This window comes from Pseudomonas sp. RIT-PI-r, assembly GCF_001297015.1.
GTDB lineage: Bacteria > Pseudomonadota > Gammaproteobacteria > Pseudomonadales > Pseudomonadaceae > Aquipseudomonas.
On sequence record NZ_LIGE01000047.1, the window covers coordinates 298,192 to 313,008 of the forward strand.

14 protein-coding genes are annotated in these 14,817 nt (G+C 59.4%); 4 read left to right on the forward strand and 10 right to left on the reverse strand.

Annotated elements, in window-relative coordinates:
* Positions 1-57 precede the first annotated feature (57 nt).
* The 4 genes from thrC to xerD all read right to left on the reverse strand — a co-directional run bounded on the left by thrC (position 58) and on the right by xerD (position 4,852).
* Positions 58-1,467 (reverse strand): threonine synthase, encoded by a 1,410-nt coding sequence (thrC, locus tag AK821_RS28720; protein WP_064393250.1) that lies wholly within the window; start codon positions 1,465-1,467, stop codon positions 58-60.
* Positions 1,468-1,533: 66 nt separating this feature from the next.
* Entirely contained in the window at positions 1,534-2,838 is a 1,305-nt protein-coding gene (locus AK821_RS28725) for a homoserine dehydrogenase (RefSeq protein ID WP_064393251.1), read from the reverse strand.
* Between the two features lie 130 nt (positions 2,839-2,968).
* Positions 2,969-3,700: a bifunctional protein-disulfide isomerase/oxidoreductase DsbC gene (dsbC, locus tag AK821_RS28730; RefSeq protein ID WP_064393252.1), complete on the reverse strand. Its 732-nt coding sequence runs from the start codon at positions 3,698-3,700 to the stop codon at positions 2,969-2,971.
* A 255-nt stretch (positions 3,701-3,955) separates the two neighbouring features.
* Positions 3,956-4,852, reverse strand: coding sequence for a site-specific tyrosine recombinase XerD (gene xerD / locus AK821_RS28735; protein ID WP_064393253.1), 897 nt, complete (start codon positions 4,850-4,852; stop codon positions 3,956-3,958).
* 108 nt (positions 4,853-4,960) lie between these two features.
* Between xerD and AK821_RS28740 the strand changes: the two genes are divergently transcribed.
* A complete protein-coding gene (locus AK821_RS28740; protein ID WP_064393254.1) occupies positions 4,961-6,772 on the forward strand; it encodes a cation:proton antiporter in 1,812 nt (603 codons plus the stop codon).
* Between the two features lie 89 nt (positions 6,773-6,861).
* Here AK821_RS28740 and AK821_RS28745 read toward each other — a convergent pair whose 3' ends face one another.
* The 6 genes from AK821_RS28745 to ffh form a co-directional block, all read right to left on the reverse strand.
* Positions 6,862-7,275: an acyl-CoA thioesterase gene (locus tag AK821_RS28745; RefSeq protein WP_064393255.1), complete on the reverse strand. Its 414-nt coding sequence runs from the start codon at positions 7,273-7,275 to the stop codon at positions 6,862-6,864.
* Positions 7,276-7,418: 143 nt separating this feature from the next.
* Positions 7,419-7,769, reverse strand: coding sequence for a 50S ribosomal protein L19 (gene rplS, locus AK821_RS28750; RefSeq protein ID WP_003175895.1), 351 nt, complete (start codon positions 7,767-7,769; stop codon positions 7,419-7,421).
* 45 nt (positions 7,770-7,814) lie between these two features.
* On the reverse strand, positions 7,815-8,567 hold the full coding sequence (gene trmD, locus AK821_RS28755; protein ID WP_038357743.1) for a tRNA (guanosine(37)-N1)-methyltransferase TrmD: 753 nt from the start codon (positions 8,565-8,567) through the stop codon (positions 7,815-7,817).
* A gap of 2 nt (positions 8,568-8,569) precedes the next feature.
* Complete coding sequence (gene rimM / locus AK821_RS28760) at positions 8,570-9,106, reverse strand: ribosome maturation factor RimM (protein WP_064393256.1); 537 nt, start codon at positions 9,104-9,106, stop codon at positions 8,570-8,572.
* A gap of 5 nt (positions 9,107-9,111) precedes the next feature.
* Positions 9,112-9,363, reverse strand: a complete 252-nt coding sequence (gene rpsP, locus AK821_RS28765; RefSeq protein ID WP_003185073.1) for a 30S ribosomal protein S16 — start codon at positions 9,361-9,363, stop codon at positions 9,112-9,114.
* Positions 9,364-9,614: 251 nt separating this feature from the next.
* Positions 9,615-10,991 (reverse strand): signal recognition particle protein, encoded by a 1,377-nt coding sequence (gene ffh, locus AK821_RS28770; protein WP_008081630.1) that lies wholly within the window; start codon positions 10,989-10,991, stop codon positions 9,615-9,617.
* Positions 10,992-11,201: 210 nt separating this feature from the next.
* Between ffh and AK821_RS28775 the strand changes: the two genes are divergently transcribed.
* The 3 genes from AK821_RS28775 (at position 11,202) to AK821_RS28785 (ending at position 14,814) form a co-directional block, all read left to right on the forward strand.
* Complete coding sequence (locus AK821_RS28775) at positions 11,202-12,014, forward strand: cytochrome C assembly family protein (protein ID WP_038357737.1); 813 nt, start codon at positions 11,202-11,204, stop codon at positions 12,012-12,014.
* A 12-nt stretch (positions 12,015-12,026) separates the two neighbouring features.
* Positions 12,027-13,268 carry a transporter associated domain-containing protein gene (locus AK821_RS28780; RefSeq protein ID WP_064393257.1) on the forward strand — a complete coding sequence of 414 codons (1,242 nt, stop codon included), beginning with the start codon at positions 12,027-12,029 and terminating at the stop codon, positions 13,266-13,268.
* 229 nt (positions 13,269-13,497) lie between these two features.
* Positions 13,498-14,814, forward strand: a complete 1,317-nt coding sequence (locus AK821_RS28785; RefSeq protein ID WP_064393258.1) for an MFS transporter — start codon at positions 13,498-13,500, stop codon at positions 14,812-14,814.
* Positions 14,815-14,817: the final 3 nt, after the last annotated feature.

Here is a 14,817-nt window from a genome sequence, read left to right on the forward strand (position 1 = left end):
CAGAAACAAAAAAGCCCGTCAGGAGACGGGCTTCAAAATGTGACAGCTTTTCCAGGCTTAAAGCGGCTTGCCGCGGTTGCCATGCTGGCTGACAAAGGCTTGCACGGCTTTCAGCTCGTTTGGCAAAACGGTGCAACGCTCGTTTCGCTCAAACAAATCAGAAAGATGTGCAGGTAGCTCGAGAGCTTTTCCTACACCGGCTTTTTCCACGGCATCGGGGAATTTAACCGGATGAGCGGTGCCCAGGATCACCATCGGGATATCCAGGCTGCGGCGGCACTCGCGCGCCGCCTTGACGCCGATGGCGGTGTGCGGGTCCAGCACTTCGCCAGTCTGCTCGTAGACTTCGGCGATGGTTTCGCAGGTTTGTGCGTCATCCACGGCCAGCGAGTCGAACAGTTTGCGCGCTTCGGTCCAGCGCTCTTGCTCGACGCTGAAACCGCCGCCCTGCTTGAACGAATCCATCAGACCGGCGATCGCTGCACCGTTGCGACCGTGCAGGTCGAACAGCAGGCGTTCGAAGTTCGACGAGACCATGATGTCCATCGACGGCGACAGGGTGGCGTGCAAGGTGTCCTTGACGTACTGATTGCCGCTCATGAAGCGGTGCAGGATGTCGTTGCGGTTGGTGGCGACGATCAACTGGTTGATCGGCAAGCCCATGTTGCGCGCCAGGTAACCGGCGAAGATGTCGCCGAAGTTACCGGTTGGCACCGAGAACGACACCGAACGCGCCGGGCCGCCCAACTGCAGGGCTGCGTGGAAGTAGTAAACGATCTGGGCCATGATCCGCGCCCAATTGATCGAGTTCACCGCGACCAGACGCGTGCCTTTGAGGAAGCTCTGATCGGCGAAGCTCGCCTTGACCATTTCCTGGCAGTCATCGAAGTTGCCTTCGATGGCGATGTTGTGGATGTTCTCGCCGAAGATCGTGGTCATCTGGCGACGCTGCACTTCGGACACACGGTTGTGCGGGTGCAGAATGAAGATGTCGACGTTTTCGCAGTGCTTGCAGCCTTCGATGGCGGCCGAGCCGGTGTCACCGGAGGTGGCGCCGACGATGACCACGCGCTCGCCGCGCTTTTCCAGCACGTAGTCGAGCAGACGACCGAGCAGTTGCAGGGCGAAGTCCTTGAACGCCAGGGTCGGACCGTGGAACAGCTCCAGCACCCATTCGTTGCCGTTCAGCTGACGCAGCGGCGCGACGGCGCTGTGGGCGAACACGCCGTAGGTTTCTTCGAGAATCTTTTTGAAATCGGCATCGGGAATGCTGCCGGTAACGAACGGGCGCATCACGCGGAAGGCCAGTTCGTGATAGGGCAGGCCGGCCCAGGAAGCGATTTCTTCCTGGGTGAAACGTGGCAGGTTTTCCGGGACGTACAGACCGCCGTCGGTCGCCAGACCAGCCAGCAGGACGTCTTCGAAATTCAGGGCCGGTGCCTGGCCGCGGGTACTGATGTAACGCATGACTGACTCCAATGGAGAGTGTTCACGGCACTGGCCCCGTTCACGGGGCCGGTGCAGGACAACGACTTAGTTCAGGTGCTCGACGCGGATCCGTACAACCGGACCATTGACGCCGGCCAGCGCTTCGAGGGCGGCGATGGCATCGTTGATGCGCTGCTCGACCACACGGTGGGTCAGCAGGATCATCGGCACCAGACCGTCGTGTTCCTCGACTTCCTTCTGCATGATCGACTCAATGTTGATGCCGCGCTCCGAGAGGATGCTCGCTACCTGAGCGAGTACGCCCGGATGGTCCTTGGCCTGAATACGCAGGTAGTACGCACTTTCGCAGGCTTCGATCGGCAGGATCGGATGGGCCGACAGCGAGTCCGGCTGGAAAGCCAGGTGCGGCACGCGGTTTTCCGGGTCGGAAGTCATGGCGCGAACCACGTCGACCAGGTCGGCGATCACCGACGAAGCGGTTGGCTCCATGCCGGCGCCAGCGCCGTAGAACAGCGTCGAACCGGCGGCGTCACCGTTGACCATCACCGCGTTCATCACGCCGTTGACGTTGGCGATCAGGCGATCGGCCGGGATCAGCGTCGGGTGGACGCGCAACTCGATGCCGGCGTCTGTGCTGCGCGCCACACCGAGGTGCTTGATGCGATAACCCAGCGCTTCGGCGTAGTTGACGTCAGCGGTGGTCAGCTTGGTGATGCCTTCGGTGTAAGCCTTGTCGAATTGCAGCGGAATGCCGAACGCGATGGAAGCCAGAATCGTCAGCTTGTGCGCCGCATCGATGCCTTCGACGTCGAAGGTTGGATCAGCCTCGGCATAACCCAGCGCTTGCGCTTCGACCAGCACGTCTTCGAACGTACGGCCCTTCTCGCGCATTTCGGTGAGGATGAAGTTGCCGGTGCCGTTGATGATCCCGGCCACCCAGTTGATGCGGTTGGCGGAAAGGCCTTCGCGGATCGCCTTGATCACCGGAATGCCACCGGCCACCGCTGCTTCGAACGCCACGATCACGCCTTTCTCGCGTGCCTTGGCGAAAATTTCATTACCGTGAACGGCAATCAGAGCCTTGTTCGCGGTGACCACATGCTTGCCATTCTCGATGGCCTTGAGTACCAGCTCGCGGGCAACGGTGTAGCCGCCCATCAGCTCTATGACGATGTCGATCTCAGGGTTCGTGGCCACTTCGAAGACATCGTTGGTAATCGCAATACCGGTCGTCTGGAACTGAGGCTTTGGCGTGCGCGTGGCAATTTGTGCCACTTCAATCCCACGCCCGGCACGACGAGCAATTTCCTCGGCGTTGCGCTGAAGTACGTTGAAGGTACCGCCACCGACGGTCCCTAACCCACAGATGCCTACTTTGACCGGATTCACTGTGAACTCCCCATAAAACGGCCGACTCAGGGTCGGCCGGAAAACAACCGCGTGCTCGCGGCTCTCTATTAATGGCCCGGCGATCTCGCTGCCGGACCATGATCGTCACGGTTGACCGTGACGATGCGAATTACTTGGCGCCCAGCGCCAGTTTGGCGACTTGTGGCGCAGGCTGGTAGCCCGGAATGACTTGTCCGTCGGCCAAAACGATGGCCGGTGTACCGTTCACGCCAATCGACTGACCGAGGGCGAACTGTTTGGAAACCGGATTCTCGCACTTGGCGGCCTTGATTTCCTTGCCATCGACCATTTTGTCCATGGCCGCTTTCTTGTCTTTCGAGCACCACACGGCTTGCAGTTGCTCGTCACCCGGTGAGCCCAGGCCCTGGCGCGGGAACGCGACGTAGCGCACTTCGATGCCGCGCTTGTTCAGCTCCGGCACTTCGGCGTGCAGCTTGTGGCAGTACGGGCAGGTGGTGTCGGTGAACACGGTGATGTGCGATTTGGTTTCGCCCACGGCCGGGTAGACCACGGTTTCGGCAACCGGAATGTCGTTGATCAGCTTGGAGATGCCCAGGCGCTCGGTCTTTTCGGTCAGGTTGACCGGTTTACCGTCCTTGAGCTGGAACAGATAGCCCTGCACCACGTATTGGCCGTCGGCGCTGGCGTACAGCACGCGGCTGCCCTTGAGCTTGACTTCGTACATGCCCGGCAACGGGCTGGCGGAAATGCTCTCGACCGGGACTTCGAGCTGGAGGTTTTCCAGGCTTTTACGAATGGCTTTGTCGGCCGCGTCATCGGCGACGGCAAAGGTGCTGACCAACGCAATGGCTGCGGCGGCGAAAATCTGGGTCAGACGCATGAGAACTCCTGAAGGCGGACAAATGAAACGGTCAGAACGCCCGTGCCGGAACACCGGGTCATAACCGTCCATCGTGCAAACCGGCAAAGCCTAACACATAAGGTCACGGTGGCCGAATGCGCCTGTCGCCACACTTTCAGGACTGCACAGATCCTTGTGGGAGCGAGCCTGCTCGCGAAAGCGGTGTGTCAGCTAAATGAACGCTGACTGACACTCCCTCTTCGCGAGCAGGCTCGCTCCCACAGGAATTTTTATTCAGCCGCGCGGGTGGTGTTTGGCGTGCAGATCCTGCAATCGAGCGCGGGCGACGTGGGTGTAGATCTGCGTGGTCGACAGGTCGCTGTGCCCGAGCAACATCTGCACCACGCGCAAATCCGCGCCATGGTTGAGCAAATGCGTGGCAAACGCATGACGCAAGGTGTGCGGTGACAGCGACTTGCCGATCCCGGCAACCTTGGCCTGATGCTTGATGCGGTGCCAGAAGGTCTGGCGGGTCATCTGCTCGCCGCGCTGACTGGGGAACAGCACATCGCTAGGCCGGCCACCGAGCAGTTCGCCGCGCCCGTCGCGCATATAACGCTCGACCCAGACGATTGCCTCCTCGCCCATTGGCACCAAGCGCTCCTTGCTGCCCTTGCCCATCACCCGCAACACACCCTGACGCAGGTTGACCTGTTCCAGTGTCAGGCTGACCAGTTCGGTCACGCGCAGGCCACAGGCATACAGCACTTCAAGCATGGCGCGGTCACGCTGGCCGATCGCCTCGCTCAGATCCGGTGCTTTAAGCAGGGCTTCGACGTCCGCTTCCGACAGGGACTTAGGCAACGGCCTACCGAGTTGCGGCATGTCGACGCGTAACGTCGGGTCAACGCCGATCATCTTTTCCCGCAGCAGATAGCGATAAAAGCCACGCACACCGGAGAGAAATCTCGCCGTGGAACGCGGTTTGTAGTTCTGCTCCAGACGCCACGCCAAGTGATCGAGGATCAGCTCGCGGCCGGCATTGATCAGTTCCAGGTTCTTCTCCTGCAACCAGCCGTTGAACAGCGCCAGATCGCTGCGATAGGCGCCACGGGTGTTATCGGACAAGCCCTTTTCCAGCCATAACGCGTCGAGGAATTGGTCAATGAGGGGATGATCGATGGCAGGCATGGGCGCTCAAGTCACACAGTCTCAAGGACTGTGAGCAAATGTAGAGTGAACTGTAGGAATGGGCGCTAGTCTTTCATAGCCCGCAATTTCAAGGAACAGGGAGCATCAATGAACGAGCAGCAAATTCTATTGGCATTTGGCGGGATTGGCGCTGCGGCGCTGGGTTGCCAATGGCTGGCCTGGCGCCTGAAGCTGCCGGCGATTCTGTTTCTGTTGCTGACGGGGATCCTGGTCGGCCCGGTATTGGGCTGGCTTGATCCGCAGGAAATGTTTGGCCCACTGCTGATGCCGCTGGTGTCGCTGGCGGTGGCGCTGATTCTGTTCGAGGGCAGCCTGACCCTGCACCTCTCCGAATGGCGCGAGATCGGCAGCGTTGTCCATCGTTTAGTGACCATCGGGGCGATCTCGACCTGGGTAGTCATCGCCGTCGCGACGCACTTTTTGCTCGGCTTCGACTGGATGCTGGCCATTCTCTTTGGCAGCCTGACGCTGGTCACCGGCCCGACCGTGATCGTGCCGATGTTGCGGGTGGTGCGGCCGAAAGCCTCGATCGCCAACATTCTGCGCTGGGAAGGCATCGTCATCGACCCGATCGGCGCCCTCCTCGCCGTGGTGGTGTACAGCTTCATCATCGCCAGCGCTGAAGGTCATGGCCTCAAGCAGAGCCTGTTCACCTTTGGTGGCGTGATTCTGTGCGGCGCGGTGTTCGGCATTGTCGGTGGCTGGCTGCTCGGCACAGTGATCCGTCGGCAGTGGTTGCCGGAGTATCTGCATAACCTCGCCTCGCTGGCGGCGGTGTTGGGGATTTTCATTGCCTCCAACGAGGTGATGCACGAGTCCGGTTTGCTGGCGGTAACGTTGATGGGCATGTGGCTGGCGAACATGAAGGGCGTGGATGTGCGGCACATCCTGCACTTCAAGGAAAACCTCAGCGTGCTGCTGATTTCCGGGCTGTTCATCTTGTTGGCGGCGCGCCTGGATTTGTACGCCTTGATCGGCCTTGGGCCGCTGGTGTTGATTCTGTTGCTGGTAATCCAGTTGATTGCCCGGCCGCTGAACGTGTTGCTCAGCACAGCTGGTTCGAGCCTGAGTTGGCGTGAGCGTGCGTTACTGTGCTGGATCGCTCCACGCGGGATCGTCGCGGCGGCGGTGTCGGCGATTTTTGCAATTCGTCTGCATGAGGCCGGACACGAGGGCGCATTGCTGCTGGTGCCGCTGACCTTTGCGGTGATCATCGGCACCGTTGTGCTGCAAAGTGCGACTGCGCGACCGCTGGCACGCCTGTTGAAGGTTGCAGAGCCAGCGCCAAGTGGATTCCTGATCGTCGGCGCAAACGGGCCAGCGCGGGAGCTGGGCAAATCGCTGCAGCAACTGGGCAGCCGCGTGCTGTTGACCGATTCGAGTTGGGAAAATATTCGTGCGGCACGCATGGAAGGCTTGCCGACATATTTCGGCAACCCGGCCTCGCAACATGCCGATGCGCATCTGGATCTGGTCGGGCTGGGGCATTTGCTGGCGCTGTCGCCGTCGGGCGAACTGAACACCTTGGCAGCGATGCGCTTTCGTCATGACTTTGGGCATCAGCGCCTGTTTGGTCTGGCCAGTGGTCATGAGAGTAGGCGTAGCGACAAGCATCGTGCGAGCCTGGAGCATCGTGGCAATCAATTGGGCAGCGAGGCGTTTACCTACGCGAAACTGGCCAGCCAGATGGGTCAGGGTGCCGAGTTGTACAGCACAACGTTGACTGATGGTTTTGGCTGGGAGGATTACCAGGCGCTGCATGGTAATCGTGCGACCTTGCTGTTTATGCGTGATGACAGCGGCTGGGTGCATGTGGTGACGCCGGAGACGGCGTTGAAGCCTGGGGCGGGGTGGACGTTGTTGGCGTTGATTCAGCCTGAGGCCAGCGGCGCCTCTTGAATCGAATCGCGAGCAGGCTCACTCCTACAGGGAACGCATTCCAACTGTAGGAGTGAGCCTGCTCGCGATGGCTTCGACTCGGTTTCAGATCAGGCAGCAAAACCCGGCAGCACCGGCACCGGCCGCTTCTCATCATCAATCGCGACAAAGCTGAACTGCCCATGAATCGCTTTCTCGCGGCCATCGCAGCTCATGCTTTCGACGAACACTTCCACCTCGACCTTGAGGCTGGTGTTGCCGACTTTGATCACCTTTCCGACCAGCTCAACGATGGATCCGGCCGGGATCGCATGGTTGAAGTCGATACGGTCGGTGGACACGGTCACCAGCGGCAATCGGCAGAAACGCGTGGCGGTAATGAACGACACTTCGTCCATCCATGCCAGCGCGGTGCCACCGAACAGGGTGTTGTGGTGGTTGGTGGTCAGCGGGAAGACAGCCTTGGTTACGCGGGTCACCGAGAGTTCGGTGCGGCGTTCGATTTCTTGGTCGCGGGTGGTCATGAATAGACTCGATATCTGGCTTCCGAATACAAGCAAGATCAAAAGATCGCAGCCTTCGGCAGCTCCTACAAGATGGGGGCAGTTTATTACGGGCAACAAAAAAGCAGCCCGTAGGCTGCTTTTTTCTGCATCGGAAGCTGGACTTAAGCCAGTTTTTCCTTGATGCGAGCTGCTTTACCCGACAGGTCGCGCAGGTAGTACAGCTTGGCTTTACGTACGTCACCGCGACGTTTGACAGCCATGCTGTCGATCTGCGGGGAGTAGGTCTGGAAAGTACGTTCTACGCCAACACCGTTGGAGATTTTACGAACGGTGAACGCACTGTTCACGCCGCGGTTACGCTTGGCGATTACAACGCCTTCGAACGCTTGCAGACGGGAACGATCGCCTTCCTTCACTTTCACCTGAACGACAATAGTGTCGCCTGGGGCGAAGGTAGGGATTTCTTTGGTCATCTGCTCTGCTTCGAGTGCAAGGATGATTTTGTTGGTCATGCTGTGCTCCTAAGGTAAATCGTTCGATCTACCATCGATACGTTGTTAACTATCGTCCCGCTCGCGGATGTATTCCTCGAGCAGCTTCTTCTCTTCTCCAGAAAGCGAGCGGCTTTCCAGAAGATCGGCGCGTCGTTCAAAGGTCCTACCAAGGGACTGCTGTAAACGCCAACGCCGGATATGCGCGTGGTTGCCACTCAGCAACACGTCGGGTACACGCTGATCCGCATACACCTCAGGTCGGGTGTAGTGCGGGCAATCCAGCAGACCATCCGTAAAGGAATCTTCCTCGGCGGAGTCCGCATGCCCTAAAGCTCCAGGCAGCAGTCGTGTAACCGCATCGATCAGGACCATGGCCGGCAGCTCGCCGCCAGACAGTACATAGTCGCCAATCGACCACTCTTCATCGACATGAGCTTCAATAAAACGCTCGTCAATGCCTTCATAGCGGCCGGCAATCAGGATCAATGCATCCGATTGTGCCAACTCGCGTACCGCCGACTGATTCAGTTGACGGCCTTGGGGGGACAGGTAAATCACCTTCGCCGCCTCCCCGGCTGCTGCCTTGGCCTGAGCCAGAGCATCTTCCAGGGGCTTGATCTTCATCACCATGCCCGGACCACCGCCAAACGGGCGATCGTCCACAGTGTGATGCCGATCCGTCGTGTAATCTCGCGGATTCCAACAGGTCAGCTGCAAGAGCCCCTGTTTGACCGCACGACTGGTGATGCCGTAGTCGCCGATGGCGGAAAACATCTCGGGAAACAAACTGATCACTTCTACGCGCAAGTTAGCCACGCTTAGAAGTCCGCGTCCCAATCCACCTTCATCTCGCCCGCTGCCAGGTCGATGGCCAACACGCATTGCTCCGTATAGGGCAACAGGCGTTCGCGATCATCCAGGCTGCCAGCGCAAGGCTTGACGACCATTACATCATTGGCGCCGGTTTCCAGAAGATGATCGATTTTCCCGAGCAATTGCCCAAGGGTGTCGATGACCTTCAGACCTTCCAGCTGGTACCAGTAGTACTCACCGTCGGTCAATTCAGCGAACAGATTGCGCGGCACGCAGATCTCATAACCGGCCAGAAGACGAGCTTCTTCACGATCATCAAGACCCTTGAGCTTTGCGACCAGGAACTTGTCGCTCCCGCGTCCACTGACCAGCTCGACCTGTTTGACATTGCCTTCGCGCTTGAGCGTCCAGGTTTTGTACTGCAACAGGTTTTCAGTCGGATCAGTAAAGGAATAAACCTTCACTTCGCCGCGAACGCCATGAACAGAATAAATTTTGCCAATAACGATCAAATCATCGGCAACAGCAGGCGTCGCGTTCATATTGCTCAGGCCGCAGCCTTTGCAGATTCCTTCAGCAACTGAGCAACACGCTCAGAAGGCTGTGCACCAACGCTCAGCCAGTAGGCTACGCGCTCTTGGTTCACGGACAGACGGATTTCCTGACCACGGGCAACAGGGTTGAAGAAACCAACCTGTTCTTTGTGGGAGCCGTCACGCGGGTTACGCGAGTCGGTTACGGTCAGGTGGTAAAACGGGCGCTTTTTGGAGCCGCCAAGGGCAAGACGGATTGTTAGCATGTGAACATCGTTCCTGTAGTCGGTGCTGCAAATCTAAATGCACAGCGGGCATGGGTGCCCGAAAGGCCGCATATTCTAAGGAATATCCGGACTTTTGCAAATGACTTTTTCCGGCGCCTATGGCATGCCGTGCAGATCTGCATATAGAGCCGTCGATGAAAACGGCCAGTCAGCTCCCGCCGAGTGCGGGTTTGCTGTTGATCCTGCGTCCTTGCAGGGTCTGCGCCGGTGCGACGACCGGCGCGGATTCTTTACATTTTCGGCATGCCGCCGCCGGGCAACATACCGCCCATGCCGCGCATCATTTTCGCCATTCCGCCTTTGGCGGTGAATTTCTTCATCATCTTCTGCATCTGCTTGTGCTGCTTGATCAAGCGACCGATGTCCTGCACCTGAGTGCCGGAGCCCATGGCGATCCGGCGTTTGCGCGAACCGCTGATCAGCTCAGGGTCGCGGCGCTCGGCCGGGGTCATGGAATTGATGATGGCTTCCATCTGCTTGAACTGTTTCTCTGCGGCGTTCTGGGCATTGCCCATTTGCGACAGGTTGACGCCACCGATGCTCGGCAGTTTGTCCATGAGGCCACCGAGGCCGCCCATGTTCTTCATCTGTTGCAGCTGATCGCGGAAGTCTTCGAGGTCGAAGCCCTTGCCCTTCTTCAGCTTCTTGGCCAGTTTGTCGGCCTTGTCCTTGTCGAGGGTCGCTTCGGCCTGTTCGATCAGGCTGAGCACGTCGCCCATGCCGAGAATGCGCGAGGCGATACGCTCAGGGTGGAACGGGTCGAGCGCTTCGCTCTTCTCGCCCATACCGATGAACTTGATCGGCTTGCCGGTGATGGCGCGTACCGACAATGCGGCACCGCCACGGGCGTCGCCGTCGACCTTGGTCAGGATCACACCGGTCAGCGGCAGAGCATCACCGAAGGCCTTGGCCGTGTTGGCGGCGTCCTGACCGGTCATGGCGTCGACCACGAACAGGGTTTCGACCGGGTTGATCGCGGCGTGCAGCGCCTTGATCTCGCCCATCATCTCTTCGTCGATGTGCAGACGACCGGCGGTGTCGACGATGACCACGTCGATGAATTTCAGTTTTGCTTCTTTAATAGCCGCGGTGGCGATGTCGACCGGCTTCTGGCTCAGGTCGGACGGGAAGAACGTCACGCCGATGTCATTGGCCAGGGTTTCCAGCTGTTTAATCGCCGCTGGACGGTAAACGTCCGCCGACACGACCATGACCGACTTCTTCTTGCGCTCTTTAAGGAAGCGCGCCAGTTTGCCGGCGGTGGTGGTTTTACCCGCACCTTGCAGACCGGCCATCAGAATGACGGCAGGTGGCACGGCACTCAGGTTCAAGTCTTCGTTGGCCGCGCCCATCAGGCTTTCGAGTTCAGCCTGGACGATCTTCACGAACGCCTGGCCTGGCGTCAGGCTGCGCGACACCTCGGTGCCGACAGCGCGCTCCTTGACCGAATTGACGAAGTCCTTGACCACCGGCAGGGCGACGTCGGCTTCGAGCAACGCCATGCGCACTTCACGCAGGGTGTCTTTGATGTTGTCCTCGGTCAGCTTCGCCTTGCCGGTGACATGGCGCAGCGTCTGCGAGAGACGGTCGGTTAAGTTTTCAAACATTGCGCGATCCTTTCAGGCCCTGTGTAGACCGGGATAATGGCGGCCCAGACCGGAATCAACATGTGCTCGGCGAGCCTGCGGCGTGGGCAGGTCGCGGATTATAGCGAAGACTGCGGCTGGCGGACACCTCGCTGTCAGCTTCCTGAGTCTTTCGTGCGATGGCGGTTCTATGCCAAACTCAGCCCCTTTCGGGCTTGCCTAACAGGATTTATGCTCCCCTTGTCACCCAGTTTATTGACCACCCTCGCCGCCGCCCTTCTATATGCCGCTGCGACCCTTTATCAGAGCACCCGCCTGGCCACCGGCGCCAAGGCGAACAAGCGCCTGCTGGTCAGCCTCGGCGCGCTCGCCGTGGTGGCCCACGCCGCCAGTCTGCTCACTCACTTGTTGACGCCGATCGGTCTGGGCCTGGACTTCTTCAGCGCCTCGAGCCTGATCGCGGCGGCGGTGATTGCCCTGACCCTGATCGCCTGTTCACGAATCCCGGTGGAAAACCTGCTGGTGCTGCTGTTCCCGCTCGGCGCGGTCACGGTGTTGCTGGCGCAGTTCGCGCCCACCGGCACGGTGCAGATCATCGACGAAGAGCCGGGCATCCTCGCGCACATTCTGTTGTCGATCCTCGCCTACGGCATGTTCACCATCGCGGTGTTCCAGGCCTTGCTGCTATTGGTGCAAGACCACCAACTCAAGCACAAGCACCCGTCCGGGCTGATCAAGAATTTCCCGCCGCTGCAAACCATGGAAAGCCTGCTGTTCGGTTTTCTCTGGGCCGGCTGGACGCTGCTGTCGCTGTCGCTGATTTCCGGCTGGCTGTTCGTCGAGAACCTGTTCGCCCAGCACCTGGTGCACAAGACCCTGCTGGCCTGCCTGGCCTGGATCGTATTCAGCGTGCTGCTGTGGGGCCGTAATCGTCTCGGCTGGCGCGGTCACAAGGCGATTCGCTGGACTCTCGCCGGTTTCTGTCTGCTGATGTTGGCGTATTTCGGCAGCAAACTGGTTCGCGAATACATCCTGCACATCTGACGGGCGGCATAAATGGACGGTTTGCCCCTAGGGCCGATGCTCGCGGTATTTGTCCTGCTGATTTTATGGTCAGGGCTGTTTACCGCCGTCGAAATCGCGCAGCAACACCTGCTTGCGCAACGCACGGCCTCACGCGCCAGCGATAAACCGTTGGCGAAGCTGGGCTTCCCGCTCGACAGCCTGATCCTCTGCAACACCCTGTGCCGTGCGCTTGCTGTGGTGATCGCGACGCTGCTGGCGATTTTCCTCTGTGAAGAAAACGGCCCGTGGGCGGCGTGCCTGGTGGGCGGCGCAATCCTGCTGGTGTTCGCCGATTACTTCCCGCGCACCGTCGCCCGGCGCTATCCCGACGCGGTGCTGGCGTTCGGCAACTCTTTGCTGACAGTGCCGCTGAAGATTGTTTATCCGTTCGCCTGGCTGTTCAGCCGTGCCAGCGGTTTGCTGATCCGCCCGTTCGCGCGAAAAACCCAAGTAGTGCAGCACAGCGAGGACGATGCGCCTTCCGATCGTCACGATGATGTCGAACACCCCGTTCACGCGCACCCGGTTTCAGGGATCCACGCGCTGGACAACATCACCGTCAACGACATTCTGGTGCCGCGCAGTGATGTCGACGGCATCAACCTCGACGATTCGATCGAAGAGATCATTGAACAACTGCGCCATAACAAGCGCACGCGCCTGCCGGTGTTTCACAGCGACATCAATCAGGTTGAAGCGGTGCTCAATACCCGGCAGATCCGTCATCTGCTGAACAATGCCGATTTGACTCGTGAAACCCTGCTGGCGGCAAGTTACGAGCCGTACTTCGTACCGGAAAGCACACCGTTGCAACTGCAGCTGCTGAACTTCCACAAGCAACAGCGACGGCTGGGCATGGTAGTCGACGAGTACGGCGAAGTGCTTGGTATCGTCACACTGGAAGATATTCTCGAAGAGATCGTTGGCGAATTTGAAAGTGAGCACAGCCTCGATAACCCGCATATTCATACGCAGCCCGATGGACGAATGGTGATTGATGGCACCGCTTCGATCCGTGAATTGAACAAGTGCCTGGGCTGGCATTTGCCGAGCGACGGGCCGAAAACGCTGAACGGGTTGGTGACTGAAGCACTGGAGACGATTCCCGAGAGTGCGGTTTGCTTGAAGATCGGCCGTTATCGCCTGGAGATTCTCGAGACCGAGGAGAACCGGGTGAGCAAGGTGTTGATCTGGCATACCTCTTCTGTGCCTGCTCTGATGCCTGCCCGATAGACGACTTTTTGCTCTTGTTCAATCGTTAGCCCCCTTCCTATAATCGAGGCGCTTACCCAAGCGCCGCCGAGCCTCGTGCTTACCCCGCACACAACAGGTTTCGGCCATTTCCGCTGCACTCCGGCGACTGTTCCTACCTGAAACAGCGACCGCGCCTCATCCCACATCCCTGGGTGTTCGACCATAATAATTCGCTCCAACGGAGCTCATGACTGTCAGGGATCACCGCATGACGACCAGTACCGCTTACAGCGACACCGCGCCTGCCCAACCGACCAACTCCGCCACCCGCGTGGCGACGGCGAGTTTTATCGGCACCGCGATCGAGTTCTACGATTTCTATGTTTACGCCACGGCGGCCGCGCTGGTGATCGGGCCGGTGTTCTTTCCGCAGACGTCCGGCACCGCGCAGATGCTCTCGGCGTTTCTTACTTTCGGTATCGCCTTCCTTGCCCGACCGCTGGGCTCGGCGCTGTTCGGCCACTTCGGTGACCGTATCGGGCGCAAGTCGACGCTGGTGGCATCCTTGCTGTTGATGGGCGTATGTACAACGCTGATTGGCGTGCTGCCGGGTTACGCCACCATCGGCGCGTGGGCACCGATTCTATTGTGCGTGCTGCGTTTTGGTCAGGGCCTGGGATTGGGCGGCGAATGGGGCGGTGCCGCCCTGCTCGCGACGGAAAACGCGCCAAAGGGCAAACGCGCGTGGTTCGGCATGTTCCCGCAGCTCGGCCCGTCCATTGGTTTTCTCGCGGCCAACGGCTTGTTTCTGACCCTGGCCATGACCCTCGATGACGAGCAATTTCGCAGTTGGGGCTGGCGCATTCCGTTCCTGCTCAGCGCAGCGCTGGTGATGGTCGGTTTGTATGTGCGTTTGAAGCTGCATGAAACCCCGGTATTCGCCAATGCCGTCGCTCGGCAGGAACGGGTGAAGGTGCCGCTGGTCGAGCTGTTCAGCCAGTACTGGGCGCCAACCTTGTTGGGCGCAGCGGCGATGGTGGTGTGTTATGCGCTGTTCTATATCTCGACGGTATTCTCCCTCAGCTATGGAGTTTCCACGCTCGGCTACAGTCGCGAAACATTCCTTGGGCTGCTGTGTTTTGCCGTGCTGTTCATGGCTGCCGCCACACCACTGTCCGCTTGGGCCAGCGACCGTTATGGACGCAAACCGGTGCTGATCATCGGTGGCGTGCTGGCGATACTTTCCGGGTTTCTGATGGAGCCGCTGCTGACTCAGGGTTCGACCTGGGGCGTAGCGCTGTTTCTGTGCATTGAGCTGTTCTTGATGGGCGTGACGTTCGCGCCGATGGGGGCGCTGTTGCCAGAGCTGTTCCCGACCCACGTGCGTTATACCGGCGCTTCGGCGGCGTATAACCTGGGCGGCATTGTCGGGGCCTCGGCGGCGCCGTTCTTTGCGCAGAAACTGGTGGCAATGGGGGGTTTGAGTTATGTCGGCGGGTATGTGTCGGGGGCGGCGGTGCTGAGTTTGATTGCGGTGCTGTGCCTGAAGGAAACGCGTGGCAACGATCTGAATCGGGTTGCCTGATAG